Here is a 16,308-nt window from a genome sequence, read left to right on the forward strand (position 1 = left end):
GCCCCTCACATCGGACCGCCTGCTCAGGCTGCGTGCAGGTTGTAGAGGGTGATGCGGGCGTGGGTTTCGATGTCGCTGTAGTCGAATCTTCGGCGGCCGGGCAGGATCGGTGGGGCCAGGCTGTGGTGTCGTTGGCCGGTGGGGGTGGTCAGGTCGGTGGTGTGCCGGCCCACCACGTCGGCGCCGGTTTCGGCTTTCCAGTGGGCGAGTTCTTTGACGTAGTTGCAGTGTTCACACAACCCCTGGCCGTTGTCGGCGGAGGTGGGTCCGCCCCAGGCGCGACTGGTGATGTGATCAAGGTGGCGGATCGGAGCATCGCAGTACGGGGTACGGCAGCGCTGGTCCCGCAACCGGATGAACCGCGCCAGTCCTTTCGGGAACCGCCGCGCGGTGGAGTCCATCGCCACCAACGCCGCGCTGTCGGGCCGGGCATACAACCGCCGCAGGGTGGCCTTGGAGTCCGCGTCGGTGACCGCCCGCTCGATCAACCTGCACGCGATCTCCGCCGGAACGGGCCCGTAGTCACTGAGGACGGCCGGCTCGTCCCCACCCATCAGGGTGTCATCGGAGAGCACCAGGTTGACCGCCACCGGCACCGCGGTGCCCGCCGCCCGCCCGGTCACCCGCGCCACCAGGGTGTCGGCCATGACGTTTCCGCGGCTACGCCCATCGGCGCTGACATCGGCTTCGTGCTTCAAGGCTGCATACACCGACACCCCTTGGGCGACCGGAAGCAGCGCGGTCACATAGGTCATGCAGTCCGGGGCCGGGCGGATCCACACGGCGCGTTCCGTTTCGGCGCGGGCGGCGCGTTCGACCACCGCGTGCGGGTCGAGGCGATAGGCGATCGCTTTGGCATCGGCCTGGATGCGGGCATCCCCGCACCCCGCCAACCGGGCCTGGTCGGCGCACATCTCATCGTCGAGTTGGCGGCGATGCTGCACCGACAGGCACGCCGATTCCTTGACGATCAGGCTGGCCCGCCACTCCGAGAGCGCCCCGGCGGCCAGGGCGGCCAGGGTGTGGGGCATCTCGTGGACCAGGGCGCGGGCGAAGCCGAGGTGGCGCCCACCTTTGTTGGGTGAATCGCGGCGGGCCAGGGCGATCTGGGCGCCCACCCCGCGACCCCGTTTGGCCGCCGGGACCCCGCGGGCTTCTTCCTCGGCGCGGTGTATCGCGCGAACTGGGCGGTCAGCCGGGCCTGCTCGGCGGCGTGCACCGATTTCAGGCGTTCCAGCTCCGCGATCCGGGCGATCCGGCCCTCCTGCGTCAACTCATCGAACATACTTTCGAAGCCTAGGGCAACGGGGTGACAAACTCCCGGACCGCAAGGCTGACTACGCTGCTTCCCATGCGAGTAGCAGTGTTGGGGGCCAAGGGCAAAGTCGGGGCGACCATGGTTGCGGCGGTGAAGGACGCCGAGGACCTCACCCTGTCGGCGGAGGTGGACGCCGGAGATTCACTGTCGGTCCTGACTGAGAGTGACACCGAGGTCGTCATCGATTTCACCCATCCCAGCGTCGTGATGGACAACCTGAAGTTCCTCATCGACAACGGTATTCACGCTGTGGTGGGCACCACCGGTTTCACCGATGAACGCCTCGACCAGGTGAGATCCTGGCTGGCCGCCAAGCCCGGGACCGCTGTGCTGATCGCGCCGAACTTCGCCATCGGAGCGGTGCTGTCGATGCACTTCGCGCAGCGGGCGGCACGGTTCTTCGAGTCCGTCGAGGTCATCGAGCTGCACCACCCCTACAAAGCCGACGCTCCCTCGGGCACCGCGGCGCGAACCGCCAAACTCATCGCCGAGGCCCGAAAAGACCTGCCTCCCAACCCCGATGCCACCAGCACAGGCCTGGAGGGCGCGCGGGGTGCTGACGTCGACGGCGTTCCGGTCCACTCGGTCCGGTTGGCCGGGCTCGTCGCGCACCAGGAAGTGCTGTTCGGTACTCAGGGTGAGACGCTCACCATCCGCCACGACAGCATCGACCGCACCTCATTCGTGCCCGGTGTGCTGCTGGCGGTCCGCAGCGTCGCGCAACGGCCCGGCCTGACGGTGGGCATCGAACCGCTGATGGACCTGTAGACAGATGAAGGCGGTGCGCACGCAGATCCTGATCGGGTTCTTCTGCGTGGCCCTGGTCCTGTACTTCGTGATGCTCGGGCGCATCGCGGTGGCGCTCATTGCCGACGGCCGTATCGCACCCGTGGGCCTGGGCATCGCCTTGCTGTTGCTGCCGGTGGTGGGGGCGTGGGCCATGGTCGCCACCGTGCGCGCCGGGTTCGCGCACCAGCGGCTGGCGCGGCAGGCCGCCGAGGCCGGAATGGATCTCGACGTCAGTGACCTGCCGCGCCGGGCATCCGGCCGTATCGAACGTGACGCCGCCGACGCGCTGTTCAACACGGTGCGCGCCGAACTCGACGCCGATCCGGACAATTGGGTGCGCTGGTACCGCGTGGCCCGGGCCTACGACTACGCCGGTGATCGCAGCCGCGCCCGCGAGGCTATGCGCACCGCGGTGGAGATGGAGAAAGAGCGGCGGTGAGCACCCTGTTGGTGGTGCACCACACCCCGTCGCCCGGAACGCGGGAACTTCTGGAAGCGGTGCTGCGGGGCGCCCGTGACCCCGAGATCTCCGGTGTGGATGTCGAGGTGCGGCCGGCGCTGGCGGCCACGGTGCCGGACGCGCTGAACGCCGACGGCTTCCTGTTCGGTACCACTGCCAACTTCGGTTACATGTCGGGGGCGCTCAAGCACTTCTTCGACACGGTGTACTACCCGATCCTGGACCACGTGGCCGGACGGCCCTACGGTCTGTGGGTACACGGAAACAACGACACCGCCGGGGCCGTCGCCGCGGTCGAACGGCTGGCCGCCGGCCTGTCGCTCACCAAAGCGGCCGACGTCCTGGAAGTCACCGGTGCGGTGGACGCCGCCGTGCGCGAGAGTGCCTACGAGCTGGGCGGCACGCTCGCCGCGACGTTGATGAACTAGGGGGAACCATGCCCGGTATCGCTGAACTCGCCCTGGCCGGGGCGCCGATCGCCGGGGGTGCGCTGCTCGGTCTGGCGGCGGGAAACCTGCGGGCGCCCGACGTGCGCGCTGTGATCAAACAGGACATGGAACTCCTGGACCAGATTCCGCCCGAGCAGGTGGAACGTCGCGCCGAACTGCAGCGGGTGATCAACCTGCGCATCGATGACCTGATCGCCGCGGTCGACAAGAACCGTGAGATCCGGCAACTGGCGACGTCCTACCAGGGCAACTGGCGCGACATCGTGGTGTTCATCTGCACGGTCCTCTTCGCCATCATCTGGTGGAACGTCAGCCACAGCCGGTCGAACTGGTTGCCGACGTTCGTGGTGATGATCGTGGTGTCGTTGATCGCCGGCGTCTACGCCGCCCGTGGCATCCTGAGAGCCCTGGCCACATTCATGCAGTCGCGGCGGCGCGGCGAGAAGGCGCAGTGAGCGGGCTTCAGTAGTGGTAGGTGTCCGACGGAGCGGGCGCGTGCACACCCTCGTCGTCGAAGTCGTCGCCGGCATCTGATTCCTCGATACCGTACGCCCTGGCCAGATCCAGGATCTTGTTCGCCCTCGCGATACGCGGTAGGTCGGAGCCGTTGCGGATCTCGCCGCCGTCGCGTTCGAACTCGACGAAAAACTCTTTCGCCCAACTGATCTCGTCCTTCGACGGTGACAATCCCTCGTTGACCGTGCCGCACTGGTCCGGTGTCAGACAGATCTTGCCGGTCATCCCGAATTCGGTCGACACGGCGGTGGCCTCGATGAGCTTCAACGCCCCGCTACCGATGGTGGGCCCGTCGATGGCGCTGGGCAGGTGGGCTGCCTTGGCCGCGATGGTGAAGCGTGAGCGGGCATAGGCCAGGGTGGCCGGGTTGTCGCCGAAGCCGGTGTCACGGCGGAAGTCGCCGATACCGAACGCCAGCCGGAATGTTCCTTTCGCGGACGCGATCTCGGTGATGCGCTCGAGGCCGCGCGCGGTCTCGACCAAAGCCACGATCGGCACACCGGGCAGCCGCTTTGCGGTCTCGGTCACGTGGTCCACCGATTCGACCATCGCCAGCATCACCCCGCCGAGGGACGTCCCGGCCAGTGTGTCCAGGTCGTCGGCCCACCACGGAGTACCGAAACCGTTGATGCGCACCCAGTCACTGTTGCCCTCGGCCAGCCAGCGGGTGACGTTGCCGCGGGCGGCCACCTTGTCTTTGGGGGCAACGGCATCCTCGATGTCGAGGACGACGATGTCGGCCCGCGAGCGGGCAGCGGCGGCGAACCGTTCGTACTGGGCGCCGTTGACCAGAAGCCAGCTCCGGGCCAGTACCGGGTCTATCCGCGAGCCGGCGGGGTGGTTGTCGGAGAGGGGTTCGTGGTCCACCTGGTCATACACGGGCCCTATGGTCGCACGACGCTACTTCAGGGCCTGACCGAACACCTCGCGTATGGCATCCCAGTGCCGGGCCGCTGCCGCCTCGTCATAGGGGGCGTTGTCGGGCACCGCGAAACCATGTCCGGCGGGGTAGATCTCGACCGTGTGCTGCACCCCGGCGGCGGTCAGAGCCTTGTCCAGGGTCTCGGCGTCGGTTTTCGTGAACGACTGGTCGTTCTCGGCGCCGCCCACGTACACCCTGGCGCGGATCGCTTCGGCGCGAAGATGCGGGCTGTCCTCGGCGTCGGTGACCAACCCACCGCCGTGGAAGGACATCGCCGCGGCCACCCGCTCGGGCACCCGGCCGGCAACCACGATCGAGGTGCGCCCACCCATGCAGTAACCGGTGGTACCGAAGGTTTCGCCGCGCACGTCCTCACGCGCCGCCAGGTAGTCGAAGAATGCGCTGGCGTCGGTGGCCATCGCCTCCTGGGTGACCGAGCTGATCATCCCGAACAGCCGCTTGCGTTCCTCCTGGTCACCGAACACCGTCGCCATGTCGAACGGTTCCCACGTCCCGCTGCGGTAGTACACGTCGGGCACCAGGACGGCGTAGCCGTAGCCGGCCAGCTTGGTGGCCATCTCGTCGAATGTGGCGCGCACTCCGCCGGCGTCGGGGTACATGACCACCCCGGGCCAGGGACCGTTCCCGTCGGGGGTCGCGAAGGTGATCGGGCAGGTCCCGTCCGGAGTCGTGACGGTATCGGTGATCGTCGGCATGGTGTCCGTTCTACTCCAGCGTTCGGCACGTAAGCTGACGGCGTGCCGATCCCGACCCCGTACGAAGACCTGCTGCGTCTCGTGCTCGAGCAGGGCACCCCCAAGTCCGACCGCACCGGTACCGGAACACGCAGCCTGTTCGGGCATCAACTGCGGTACGACCTGTCCGCCGGCTTCCCGCTGATCACCACCAAGAAGGTGCACCTGAAGTCCATCGTCTACGAGTTGCTGTGGTTCCTGCGCGGGGACTCCAACGTGCGCTGGCTGCAGGAGCACGGGGTGACGATCTGGGACGAATGGGCCAGCGAGACAGGTGAACTCGGTCCGGTGTACGGGGTGCAGTGGCGCTCGTGGCCCACGCCGTCCGGTGAGCACATCGACCAGATCAGCGCTGCGCTGGACCTGCTGAAGACCGACCCGGATTCGCGCCGCAACATCGTTTCGGCCTGGAATGTCGGCGAGATCCCGCAGATGGCGTTGCCGCCCTGTCATGCCTTCTTCCAGTTCTACGTCGCCGACGGCGCGTTGTCCTGCCAGCTGTACCAGCGCAGCGCCGACCTGTTCCTGGGTGTCCCGTTCAACATCGCTTCCTACGCGCTGCTGACGCACATGATGGCGGCGCAGGCCGGGTTGGGCGTCGGCGAGTTCGTCTGGACCGGCGGCGACTGTCACATCTACGACAACCACGTCGACCAGGTGAACCTGCAGCTCGGTCGCGAGCCTCGGCCGTATCCCGAACTTGTTCTGGCACACCGTGATTCGATTTTCGACTACACCTACGAGGATATCGAGATCAAGAACTACGACCCCCATCCGGGCATCAAGGCGCCGGTGGCGGTGTGACACTCGGTCTGATCTGGGCGCAGCGCGTTGCCGGCGTCCAAGGCGGTGCAAAGTCGTGAGCGGCCTCAACCTGATCTGGGCGCAGTCGTCGTCGGGTGTCATCGGCCGCGACAACGGCATACCCTGGCGGCTACCCGAAGACATGGCCCGCTTCAAGGAGCTCACCATGGGGCACACGGTCATCATGGGCCGGTTGACCTGGGAGTCCCTGCCCGCGAAGTTCCGCCCGCTGCCAGGCCGCAGAAATGTCGTAGTCACCCGGCAGTCTGACTACATGGCCGACGGTGCTGAAGTGGTCAGGTCCCTCGAGGACGCCCCGCTCGACGACGCCTGGGTGATCGGCGGCTCGCAGATCTACGGTTTGGCTCTGCCGCTTGCGACGCGCTGTGAGGTCACCGAGGTGGACATCGACCTGCGCAGGGAGGATGACGACGCTCTGGCGCCGGTTCTCGACGAGTCGTGGGTCGGTACCGAGGAGAACTGGAAGGACAGCTCGTCGGGGCTGCGCTACCGGTTCTACAGCTATCAACGGTCGTGAAGCTCACGGCCGCACAGGCGCGCCGGGTGGCCGTCAGCGCTCAGGGTTTCGCCGAGCCCGCGCCGCGCGGCGCGGTCACCCGCGCGCACCTGCGCAAGCTGATCTCTCGGATCCAGGTGCTGCAGCTGGACTCGGTGTCGGTGGCGGTGCGTGCCCACTATGCCCCGGTCTTCAGCCGGCTCGGGCCCTACGACCGCGATGTGCTGGACCGCGCTGCGTGGAGTCACAGCACCAGGGCGCCGCGCCTGCTGGTCGAGTACTGGGCGCATGAAGCCGCTTTGATGGCCGTCGACGACTGGCCGTTGTTGCGCTGGCGCATGCGCCAGTACCACCAGGGGCGGTGGGGCAAAGAGATCGTTGCGAAGAACCCGCAGCTCATCGACGACGTGATCGCGGCGGTCACCGAACTCGGGCCGTCGACGGCGGGCCAGATCGAAGCTCATCTGGAGTCGGAACCGCGGGGGCGTAAGGGTCCCTGGTGGGATCGCAGCGACACCAAATGGGTGGCTGAGGCCTTGTTCGCCTCCGGGGTGTTGACCACCGCCACCCGCGTCGGGTTCGCCCGGCACTACGACCTCAGTGAACGGGTGCTGCCACCGGAGGTGCTCGCCCGCGAGGTCGACGACGACGAGGCCGTCCGCGAGCTGGCTCTGCGAGCAGCGGGTGCGCTGGGGGTGGCCACCGAGGCCGATATCAGGGACTACTTCCGGTTGGCCGCAGGGCAGGTGAAACCTGCACTCGCGCAACTGGTTTCCGAACGGCAACTCGAACGTGTCGAGGTGGTCGGCTGGAGTGCGCCGGCCTATCTGGCGGCGGGGCAGACGGTGCCGCGGGCTGACCGCGGAACGGCGCTGCTGTGTCCCTTCGACCCGCTGATCTTCTTCCGGCCGCGGGTGGAGCGGCTGTGGAACTTTCACTACCGCATCGAGATCTACACCCCGGCGCCGAAACGGCAGTTCGGTTACTACGTGTGGCCGTTCCTGCTGGACGGCGAGTTGGTGGGTCGGGTCGATCTGAAAGCCGAGCGGGCACTCGATGCGCTCCACGTGGTGGGGGCGTTCACCGAGGACGGTCAGGATTCGGGTCGGGTGGCCGCCGCGCTGGCCAAGGAACTGACCACGATGGCGCAGTGGCTGGGCCTGGCCGAGGTGACCGTCGGCGACCGCGGCGACCTGGTGGGGGAGTTGCGGCGCGCCCTCAGGTAAAGCGCGATGTGCGGACCCTGAGGGTACCCACCCGGTAGCAGCGACCTCCGATGCGCGGGGTCGTGCCGTGCGGCCGGTGGGCGATGAGTAATGACGCTCTGCCACAGTGGATTTGGTGTCAGCGTGAGCTGGTAGGAACGCGACGACCCTGCTGTTCGCCGGGCGCCACGGCGTCGGCGACTCGCTTGACTCTCCCGTAGCGGGAGGCTGTGCCGTTGGTGTCTCGACACGCATGGACCTTGACAAACGACCCAATCCAACATGCAATATATTGCGTATTGCAGCAGGCGTCAGGGCGGCGCCAGTGACCGTCCTCCTTCGGAAAGGCTTCAGAAGATGCTCAAGACTGTTCTGACGACGACGATCGTCGGGGTCGCGGTGGCGGCGCTCACGGCCGGCTGCGGGGCTGCCGAAGCCGAGCCGGCTGCGCCGACCGATCAGCCGACCGTCGTGCTGGTTCATGGTGCCTTTGCCGACTCTTCGAGCTGGAATCCGGTGATCAGCAAGCTCGAGGCCGCCGGCTATCCGGTAATTGCCGCGGCCAATCCGTTGCGCGGCTTGGCGGTTGATGCGGAGTACGTGCGCAGTGTGGTCCAGAGTGTCCCAGGTCCGGTGGTGTTGGCCGGACACTCCTACGGGGGGTCGGTGATGAGCCAGGCCGCCGACGGGTTGGCGAATGTGAAGGCGCTCGTCTACATCGCGAGTTTCATCCTCGAGGAGGGGGAGAGCACTGGGCAGCTGGCGGCGAAATTCCCCGGCGGTGAGCTGGGCCCAGCGCTGGATACGGTGCCGTTCCCAGGTCCAGGTGGTCAGGAGGGCAGTGACCTCTACATCAAGCAGGATGAGTTTCGCAGGGTGTTCGCCGCTGATGTTGCCGAAGACGTCACCGCGTTGATGGCAGCCACTCAGCGGCCCATTGCTGCTGCCGCACTGGAGGAGTCGGCAACCAAGGCGGCGTGGAAGTCCATACCGTCGTGGAACATGGTCACCACCGAGGACCTCGCCATTCCGGCAGAGTCCATGCGATTCATGGGTCAACGGGCGAATTCGCACACGGTGGAGATCAAGGCGTCGCACGCGGTGACCGTGTCTCAGCCCGATGCCGTCGCCGACCTGATCAACCAGGCCGCCGACTCGACTCGAAGCTGAACCACCGTCCGCCCACGGGGCGCTTCCGGCAGAAGGCAAACCCACAGACCGCAGACAAGTGAGGAACCCAGATGCAAGACACCACCGCCGGCCACTACGACTACGTCGTGATCGGCGCCGGATCGGCCGGTTGCGTGCTCGCCGCCCGGCTGTCCGAGGACCCGACGGTTCGGGTGCTGTTGCTCGAATCCGGTTCGGCCGACGCACGACCCGAGATCGGAACCCCGCCGGCATGGCCGACGCTGTGGGGGACCACGGTTGACTACGCCTACAACACCGTCCCGCAGGCGGGCACCGACGGGCTTTCGCACAACTGGCCACGCGGCCACACGCTAGGCGGTAGTAGCAGCATCAACGCGATGGTGTTCTTGCGGGGGCATCCGAATGACTTCGATGCCTGGGCGAAGGCAGGTTGCACCGGCTGGGATTACGACTCCGTTCTGCCCTACTTCCGGCGAATCGAGACAGTCAGCGATCGAGATCCGCGTTACCGCGGCACGGAGGGGCCCATGGCCCCTGCGCCCGCCTCGGCCGAGAATGCCAACCCGCTTTCGCAGGTGTTCCTCGACGCAGCGGCCGCCGCGGGCTACCCGCTGACCGGCGATCTCAACGGCGCCTGTCCCGAGGGCGCGGGCTGGCATGACCTGTCGATCTCGCTGGGGGCCCGGCAGAGCACAGCCGCCGCTTATCTGGACCCGGTGAGCGACCTCAGACCCAACCTCACCATCTCCACCGACTCCCGGGCTCAACGACTGCGACTCGAGGGAAATCGGTGCGTCGGTGTCGACTTCCTGCAACGCGGCGAACTGGTCACCGCGCACGCAGACTCCGAGGTGGTACTCAGTGCGGGGGCGGTGGACTCACCCCGGTTACTGCTGCTGTCCGGGATCGGGCCGGCCGGCGAGCTCGAAACCGCCGGTGTCACCGTTGTGCACGACCTGCCTGGCGTGGGTCGAAACCTGCACGACCATCCGCTCTGCGGCGTCATCTACGAAGCTACCCAACCCATCCCCGCCGGCCGGACCAACCTCGCCGAGACGTCGATGCTCTGGCGCAGCCACGATTCGCTGGCGGGTCCGGACATGCAACTGATGTTCATTCACGTGCCGTTTCACCTGCCCCACCTGGAGGCGCCGGCCAACAGCTTCACGTTCGCGATAGCGACCGTGCCCGAGGCGCGCGGCTCGATCCGTCTCGCCGGCCCACAACCCGAGACTGCGCCCCTGATTGATCCGAACTACCTCGGCGTGGAGTCCGATGTACAGCGAATGCTGCACGGCCTCAACGTCGCCCGCGAGATCGCGGCCACCAAGCCCTTCGCGCCCTGGCGCGGTCGCGAGGTGCTCCCGGGACCGCACGTCATCGACGAGACGGCGCTGCGTTCTTTCCTTGCACGCAGCACCGGCACGTATTACCACCCTGTCGGCAGTTGCGCGATGGGTACCGGGCCGGACGCGGTGGTCGACCCGGAGTTGCGTGTGCACGGCCTCGCCGGCCTGCGAGTGGCGGACGCGTCCATCATGCCCAGAATCGTCCCCGTCAACACCAACGCCGCCACAATCATGATCGGTGAGAAAGCCGCTGACCTGATTCGCAGAAGGACGATCTGAAAAGACCCGAAAACGCTTTTGACACCGCGCTATTCGTGGCGTCGGTCGCCCACGGGCGCTCTGATCACGACGGGACGGCGCGCTGCTTGCGGGAGCAGGCCACCCCGGATGTTCGTGTCATCGACCTTGGTTTCGAGCGTAGTCAACCGGGCGCAGTGCGAGCCGGCGCGGCGCCCGGGCTCGTCCCTCGCCCGCATCGGCGATCGACTCCCGTTAGGCTCACCGCGTGGCCGAGACCGCCCCGCTGCGCGTGCACCTGATCGCCAAGACCGAGTTCACCGCCCCACCCGGCGTGCCCTGGGACACCGACGCCGACGGCGGGCAGGCCCTGGTCGAATTCGCGGGTCGGGCGTGCTATCAGAGCTGGTCGAAACCGAACCCGAGAACCGCCACCAACGCGGGCTACCTGCAGCACATCATCGACGTCGGACATTTCTCCGTTCTCGAGCACGCCAGCGTGACGTTCTACATCACCGGCATCTCGCGCTCATGTACACATGAGCTGATCCGACATCGCCACTTCTCGTTCTCCCAGCTCTCCCAGCGTTACGTCCCCGAGCACGACTCCCAGGTGGTGGTGCCGCCGGGAATCGAGAACGACCCCGAACTCGAGCAGCTGTTCACCGAAGCCGCCGACGCCAGTCGCAAGGCCTACACCGAGTTGCTGCGCCGCCTGGAGGACAAGCTGGCCGACGTGCCCAATGCCACGCTGCGCCGCAAACAGGCGCGTCAGGCCGCCCGCGCGGTGCTCCCGAACGGCACGGAGACCCGCATCGTCGTCACCGGTAACTTCCGCGCGTGGCGGCACTTCATCGCCATGCGGGCCAGCGAGCACGCCGACATCGAGATTCGCCGGCTGGCCATCGCCTGCCTGCGGCAGCTGGCCGGGACGGCCCCGTCGGTGTTCGCCGATTTCGAGATCACCACGCTGGCGGACGGCTCGGAGGTGGCGACCTCGCCGCTGGCCACCGAAGCGTAGGTCAGCACGCTGCGAACCGGCTTGCTGTGGCAGGTAACCTTAGGCCCGTGAGCACCAGCGGAATCGACGTCAGCGCACGTTTGGGCACCGTGCTGACTGCCATGGTGACGCCGTTGCGCCCGGACGGCTCCCTCGATCTGGTGACCGCCAAGAAGCTCGCGAACCACCTGGTCGACAGCGGCTGCGACGGCCTGGTCGTCTCCGGCACCACCGGTGAGGGCCCCACCACCACCGATGACGAGAAGCTCGCACTGCTGGGCGCTGTCCTGGAGGCAGTGGGTGACCGGGCACGTGTCATCGCCGGAACCGGTACCTACGACACCGCGCACAGCGTGCACAACTCCAAGGCCGCGGCCGCTGAGGGGGCGCACGGGCTTCTCGTGGTCACCCCGTACTACTCGCGACCACCCCAGTCGGGCCTGATCGCACACTTCAACACCGTCGCCGACGCCACCGACCTACCGGTGATCCTCTACGACATCCCGCCGCGGTCGTCGATCCCGATCGAGTGGAACACTCTGCGTGAACTCGCGTTCCACCCCAACATCGTCGCTGTCAAGGATGCCAAGGGGGACCTGCACGGCGGGGCGCTGACCATGGCCGAGACCGGCCTTGCCTACTACTCCGGCGACGACGCGCTGAATCTGCCGTGGCTGGCCATGGGGGCCACCGGCTTCATCAGCGTGTGGGGCCATCTGGCCGCGGGTGCGCTGCGCGACCTGCTCACCGCGTTCAATTCCGGTGATCTGTCCACCGCCCGCAAGATCGCGGTCACGCTGGCGCCGTTGAGCGCCGCGCAAAGCCGTCTCGGCGGTGTCACGCTGTCCAAGGCCGGGCTTCGTCTGCAGGGCATCGAGGTCGGTGATCCCCGGTTGCCGCAGATGCCTGCCACCGATGCTCAACTCGAAACACTCGCCGCCGACATGCGCGCGGCCGGTGTGTTGCGCTGACAAGAGGATGAACCAAACGTGAGCACCGACCTCGCTCCGCCCGGACCGCTCGCCCCCGGCGGACTGCGAGTCACAGCATTGGGCGGTATCGGCGAAATCGGCCGTAACATGACCGTTTTCGAGCATCTCGGTCGGCTCCTGGTCATCGACTGCGGGGTGTTGTTCCCCGGTCACGACGAGCCCGGCGTTGACCTGATCCTGCCGGATCTGCGGCACATCGAGGATCGGCTCGACGATATCGAGGCGCTGGTGTTGACCCATGCGCACGAGGATCACATCGGCGCCATTCCGCATCTACTGAAACTACGTCCCGACATCCCCGTGGTCGGCTCCAAGTTCACCTTGGCGCTGGTGGCCGCCAAGTGCCGCGAGCACCGCATCAAACCGGTGTTCACCGAGGTGGCCGAAGGGCAGAGCAGCAATCACGGCGTGTTCTCGTGTGAATACTTCGCCGTCAACCACTCCATCCCGGACGCGCTGGCCATCGCGGTCTACGCCGGGGGCGCCACCGTCCTGCACACCGGTGACATCAAGCTCGACCAGTTACCGCTCGATGGCAGGCCCACCGATCTGCCGGGGATGTCGCGCCTCGGTGACTCCGGCGTGGACCTGTTCCTGTGCGACTCGACCAACGCCGAGATACCCGGCGTGGGCCCGTCGGAAAGCGAGATCGGTCCCAACCTGCACCGGTTGATCCGCTCTGCCGAGGGACGCGTCATCGTGGCCTGCTTCGCGTCGAATGTCGCTCGGGTACAACAGATCATCGACGCTGCGGTGGCGCTGGGCCGCAAGGTCTCCTTCGTGGGCCGCTCCATGGTGCGCAACATGGCCATCGCGAAAGAACTCGGTTTCCTCAACGTCGCCGACGACGACGTACTCGACATCGGTGCGGCGGAGATGATGCCTGCCGACCGGGTCGTGTTGATCACCACCGGTACTCAGGGCGAACCCATGGCGGCGCTGTCGCGGATGTCACGCGGCGAGCATCGCAGTATCACGCTCACCGACGGCGACCTGATCATCCTGTCGTCGTCGCAGATCCCGGGGAACGAAGAGGCGATCTTCGGGGTCATCGACGCGCTGGCCAAGCTGGGTGCGCGGGTGGTGACCAATCAGCAGGTGCGCATTCATGTGTCGGGACACGCTTACGCCGGAGAGCTGCTGTTCCTCTACAACGGGATCCGCCCGCGGAATGTGATGCCGGTGCACGGAACGTGGCGACACCTGCGGGCCAACGCCGCGCTGGCCGAGAAGACCGGGGTGCCCGCCGATTCGATCGTGCTGGCGGAAAACGGCGTCAGCGTCGACCTGGTGGGCGGCAAGGTCAGCATTGCCGGCGCCGTGCCGGTGGGCAAGATGTTCGTCGACGGCCTGATCATGGGTGACGTCGGTGACGCCACACTCGGCGAGCGCCTGGTGTTGTCATCAGGATTCATCGCGGTGACGGTGATCGTGCGGCGTGGCACCGGAAAGCTGGCTGGGCCGCCGCATCTGCACTCGCGCGGGTTCTCGGAGGACCCCAAGGCGTTGGAGCCTGCCGCGCGCAAGGTCACCACCGACCTGGAAAGCCTTGCGGAGCAAGGAGTCACCGATGTCACCCGCATCGCTCAGGCCGCGCGTCGTGCCGTGGGCAAGTGGGTGGGCGAGACGTATCGGCGTCAGCCGATGATCGTGCCGACCGTCATCGAGATCTGATCCCCGAACGGCGTCCCGTTCGCGGGGGACTGCCAGCGGCCGTCAGGGAATGGCTTCGAGTCGGTAACCCATGCCGCGTAGGGTGACGAACCGGGCTACGCCCAGCTTACGGCGCAGGTAGCGGACGTAGACGTCGACGACGTTGGAACCGGGATCGTAGTCATAACCCCACACCTGGCTCAGCAGCTGTTCGCGGGAGAGCACCTGACCGGGATGGCGGAGAAACGTTTCAGCCAAGGCGAATTCGCGCGCCGACAGGTCCACGGTGCGGCCCGCCACCTGGGCGCGCCGGGTCCGCAGATCGAGAGCCAGGCCGCCGCAACTCAGCACCGTCAACTCCGGCGCGCGCTCTCCCGCCAGCCGCAGCCGCACCCGGGCCAACAACTCCTCGAACCGGAACGGCTTGGGCATGTAATCGTCCGCGCCGCCCTCCAACGCCGCCACGGTGTCCGAGACGCCGGTGCGCGCGGTCAGCATGATCACCGGAATGGGGCTGCCCTCCGAGCGCAGCTTCGCCAGCACGCCGAAACCGTCCAGACCGGGCAGCCCGATGTCGAGGACCAAGAGGTCGAAGTCTCCGGTGCGCGCGAACTCATACGCCGACGTTCCGTCGGCCACCGCGGTGACGGTGAACCCGTTGGCGGACAGGCCTTTCTGGATGAACGAGGCGATACGCGGCTCGTCTTCGGCGATCAGGACGGCTGCCACGGGCGCTCCATGAGTGGGATGGTCACGGTGAACGTGGCGCCCCGGCCGGGCATGCTGTCGAGCAGTACCTCGCCGCCGTGCGCCACGGCGATGGCCCGCACGATCGACAGACCGAGGCCGGCGCCGTCGGCGTGCCGGCGGCCTTGGCCGCCGCGGGCGAAGCGTTCGAAGATGCGGCCCCGATCCTCGGGGCTGACGCCGGGCCCGGAGTCCGACACCCACAGTCGTAGCCGATTGCCCGACGCCTGCGAGCCGACACCGATCCACCCGCCCGGCGCGGTGAACCGGCACGCATTGTCGGCCAGCGCCACCAGTGCCTGGGTGATGCGCTGAGGATCGAGGACGGCGGTGACCGCGGCGGTGGACTGCAGCTGGAAATCACGGTTACCCAGTCCGGAGAGTTTGACGAAGATGTCCTCGGTCAGCCCGGCGACGTCCACCGATTCGGGTTGCAGGAATGACGGCTGCGCCGACTGCGCCAACAGCAGCAGGTCGGACACCATCCGGTTCATCCGGGTCAGCTCGTCGTCCACCAGCGCCACCGTTGAGCGGACATCGGCAGGGTCTTCGGGATCGAGCACTTCCAGGTGACCTCGCACGATGGTGATCGGGGTGCGCAGTTCATGGCCGGCGTCATCGATGAACCGGCGTTGACCGGCAACCCCGGCCTCCACCCGGTCCAGCATCTGGTTCACCGTGTTGACCAGCGTGTTGAGTTCGTCGCGCTCGTCGCCGCCGCGCGTGGGGATGCGCAGGGACAGATCGGTGTCGGTGATGATCCGGGCGGTGTCGGCGACATCGCGTAGCGGCCGCAGAATGCGCCCCGCCAGAAGCCACGCTGCTCCGGCGGCGCCCAGTAGTGTCGCCGAGCCCACCAGCAGCATCAGCCGGGCCGCCGCATCGGCGTCGGCTCGCTCGGCGTCGCCCAGATAGGCGGCCACGATCACCCCGCGCGCCGGATCGCCGCCCAGTGTCACCGGTATCGCCAGGTAACGGACCTCGCCGACATCGGAATGCTCATAGCGTCCCTCTGTCGGCTCGGCGACGGAGGCCACCAGCTCGGCGAACGCGGCGTCGCGGGCCAGCACTTCGGGAGTGCCGGGTTCCTGCCTGCTCTGCGTCCGGTATTCGCCGTCGACGTACCCGAGGAATTTCTCATTCGGCCGGGCGATGTTGTAGGCGATCGCCTCCTGGATCACCTCGTCGACGCCCGCAAACGGTTCTCCGGTGCGCGGATTGACCCCCGGGGCGGTCAGCTCGTTGAACTCCTGGACTTCCACGCGCAGCGCTTCATCCATCCGCGCGTTGGCCGCGGAGATCAGCAGCAGCCACGTCACCAGCGTCACCACTCCCAGCGCCGCGAACACCAGCAGCAGCACCCAGGCGATGATGCGGGTGCGAGCGGTCGACGGGAGGATGCGTCGCCACGCAGGCGCGATTCCGGTACTGCGAGGGCTCACT

The 16,308-nt window shown here is 67.2% G+C and carries 16 protein-coding genes and 1 pseudogene; 12 read left to right on the forward strand and 5 right to left on the reverse strand.

Annotation, left to right across the window (positions count from 1 at the left end; genetic code table 11):
- Positions 1-23: 23 nt before the first annotated feature.
- Positions 24-1,285 (reverse strand): annotated as a pseudogene (locus tag NL241_RS14210) (HNH endonuclease).
- Between the two features lie 66 nt (positions 1,286-1,351).
- On the opposite strand from NL241_RS14210, the gene dapB reads away from it, so the two are divergent.
- The 4 genes from dapB to NL241_RS14230 are packed head-to-tail and all read left to right on the forward strand — an operon-like array spanning position 1,352 to position 3,471.
- Positions 1,352-2,086 (forward strand): 4-hydroxy-tetrahydrodipicolinate reductase, encoded by a 735-nt coding sequence (dapB, locus tag NL241_RS14215; RefSeq protein WP_494397872.1) that lies wholly within the window; start codon positions 1,352-1,354, stop codon positions 2,084-2,086.
- 4 nt (positions 2,087-2,090) lie between these two features.
- Positions 2,091-2,546 (forward strand): hypothetical protein, encoded by a 456-nt coding sequence (locus NL241_RS14220; RefSeq protein WP_494397873.1) that lies wholly within the window; start codon positions 2,091-2,093, stop codon positions 2,544-2,546.
- Positions 2,543-2,995 (forward strand): flavodoxin family protein, encoded by a 453-nt coding sequence (locus NL241_RS14225; protein ID WP_487692423.1) that lies wholly within the window; start codon positions 2,543-2,545, stop codon positions 2,993-2,995. Before NL241_RS14220 ends, NL241_RS14225 begins: the two co-directional genes overlap by 4 nt.
- Positions 2,996-3,003: 8 nt before the next feature.
- Positions 3,004-3,471, forward strand: coding sequence for a hypothetical protein (locus NL241_RS14230; RefSeq protein WP_487692424.1), 468 nt, complete (start codon positions 3,004-3,006; stop codon positions 3,469-3,471).
- A gap of 7 nt (positions 3,472-3,478) precedes the next feature.
- On the opposite strand, the gene NL241_RS14235 is transcribed toward NL241_RS14230, so the two are convergent.
- Both NL241_RS14235 and NL241_RS14240 read right to left on the reverse strand, forming a co-directional pair.
- Entirely contained in the window at positions 3,479-4,411 is a 933-nt protein-coding gene (locus NL241_RS14235; RefSeq protein WP_494397874.1) for an HpcH/HpaI aldolase/citrate lyase family protein, read from the reverse strand.
- A gap of 21 nt (positions 4,412-4,432) precedes the next feature.
- Entirely contained in the window at positions 4,433-5,170 is a 738-nt protein-coding gene (locus tag NL241_RS14240; RefSeq protein ID WP_494397875.1) for a dienelactone hydrolase family protein, read from the reverse strand.
- A gap of 42 nt (positions 5,171-5,212) precedes the next feature.
- Between NL241_RS14240 and NL241_RS14245 the strand changes: the two genes are divergently transcribed.
- The 8 genes from NL241_RS14245 to NL241_RS14280 all read left to right on the forward strand — a co-directional run bounded on the left by NL241_RS14245 (position 5,213) and on the right by NL241_RS14280 (position 14,139).
- Entirely contained in the window at positions 5,213-6,013 is an 801-nt protein-coding gene (locus NL241_RS14245; protein ID WP_487692427.1) for a thymidylate synthase, read from the forward strand.
- Positions 6,014-6,068: 55 nt separating this feature from the next.
- Positions 6,069-6,551 carry a dihydrofolate reductase gene (locus NL241_RS14250; RefSeq protein WP_487692428.1) on the forward strand — a complete coding sequence of 161 codons (483 nt, stop codon included), beginning with the start codon at positions 6,069-6,071 and terminating at the stop codon, positions 6,549-6,551.
- Positions 6,548-7,756 (forward strand): winged helix-turn-helix domain-containing protein, encoded by a 1,209-nt coding sequence (locus tag NL241_RS14255; RefSeq protein WP_494397876.1) that lies wholly within the window; start codon positions 6,548-6,550, stop codon positions 7,754-7,756. The genes NL241_RS14250 and NL241_RS14255 overlap by 4 nt, the downstream gene beginning before the upstream one ends.
- A 336-nt stretch (positions 7,757-8,092) precedes the next feature.
- The gene (locus NL241_RS14260) at positions 8,093-8,905 is read left to right on the forward strand and encodes an alpha/beta fold hydrolase (protein ID WP_494397877.1); all 813 of its coding nucleotides are present in this window, start codon (positions 8,093-8,095) and stop codon (positions 8,903-8,905) included.
- A 71-nt stretch (positions 8,906-8,976) separates the two neighbouring features.
- Positions 8,977-10,515, forward strand: coding sequence for a GMC family oxidoreductase (locus NL241_RS14265; protein WP_494397878.1), 1,539 nt, complete (start codon positions 8,977-8,979; stop codon positions 10,513-10,515).
- Between the two features lie 226 nt (positions 10,516-10,741).
- Positions 10,742-11,494: an FAD-dependent thymidylate synthase gene (gene thyX / locus NL241_RS14270; protein ID WP_494397879.1), complete on the forward strand. Its 753-nt coding sequence runs from the start codon at positions 10,742-10,744 to the stop codon at positions 11,492-11,494.
- Between the two features lie 47 nt (positions 11,495-11,541).
- Positions 11,542-12,444, forward strand: coding sequence for a 4-hydroxy-tetrahydrodipicolinate synthase (gene dapA, locus NL241_RS14275; RefSeq protein WP_494397880.1), 903 nt, complete (start codon positions 11,542-11,544; stop codon positions 12,442-12,444).
- A gap of 18 nt (positions 12,445-12,462) precedes the next feature.
- Complete coding sequence (locus tag NL241_RS14280) at positions 12,463-14,139, forward strand: ribonuclease J (RefSeq protein WP_494397881.1); 1,677 nt, start codon at positions 12,463-12,465, stop codon at positions 14,137-14,139.
- A 42-nt stretch (positions 14,140-14,181) separates the two neighbouring features.
- On the opposite strand, the gene NL241_RS14285 is transcribed toward NL241_RS14280, so the two are convergent.
- Both NL241_RS14285 and NL241_RS14290 read right to left on the reverse strand, forming a co-directional pair.
- Positions 14,182-14,847 (reverse strand): response regulator transcription factor, encoded by a 666-nt coding sequence (locus tag NL241_RS14285; RefSeq protein WP_494397882.1) that lies wholly within the window; start codon positions 14,845-14,847, stop codon positions 14,182-14,184.
- A complete protein-coding gene (locus tag NL241_RS14290) occupies positions 14,832-16,307 on the reverse strand; it encodes a sensor histidine kinase (RefSeq protein WP_494397883.1) in 1,476 nt (491 codons plus the stop codon). Before NL241_RS14290 ends, NL241_RS14285 begins: the two co-directional genes overlap by 16 nt.
- Position 16,308 lies beyond the last annotated feature (1 nt).

This window comes from Mycolicibacterium sp. SMGY-1XX (assembly GCF_059132455.1).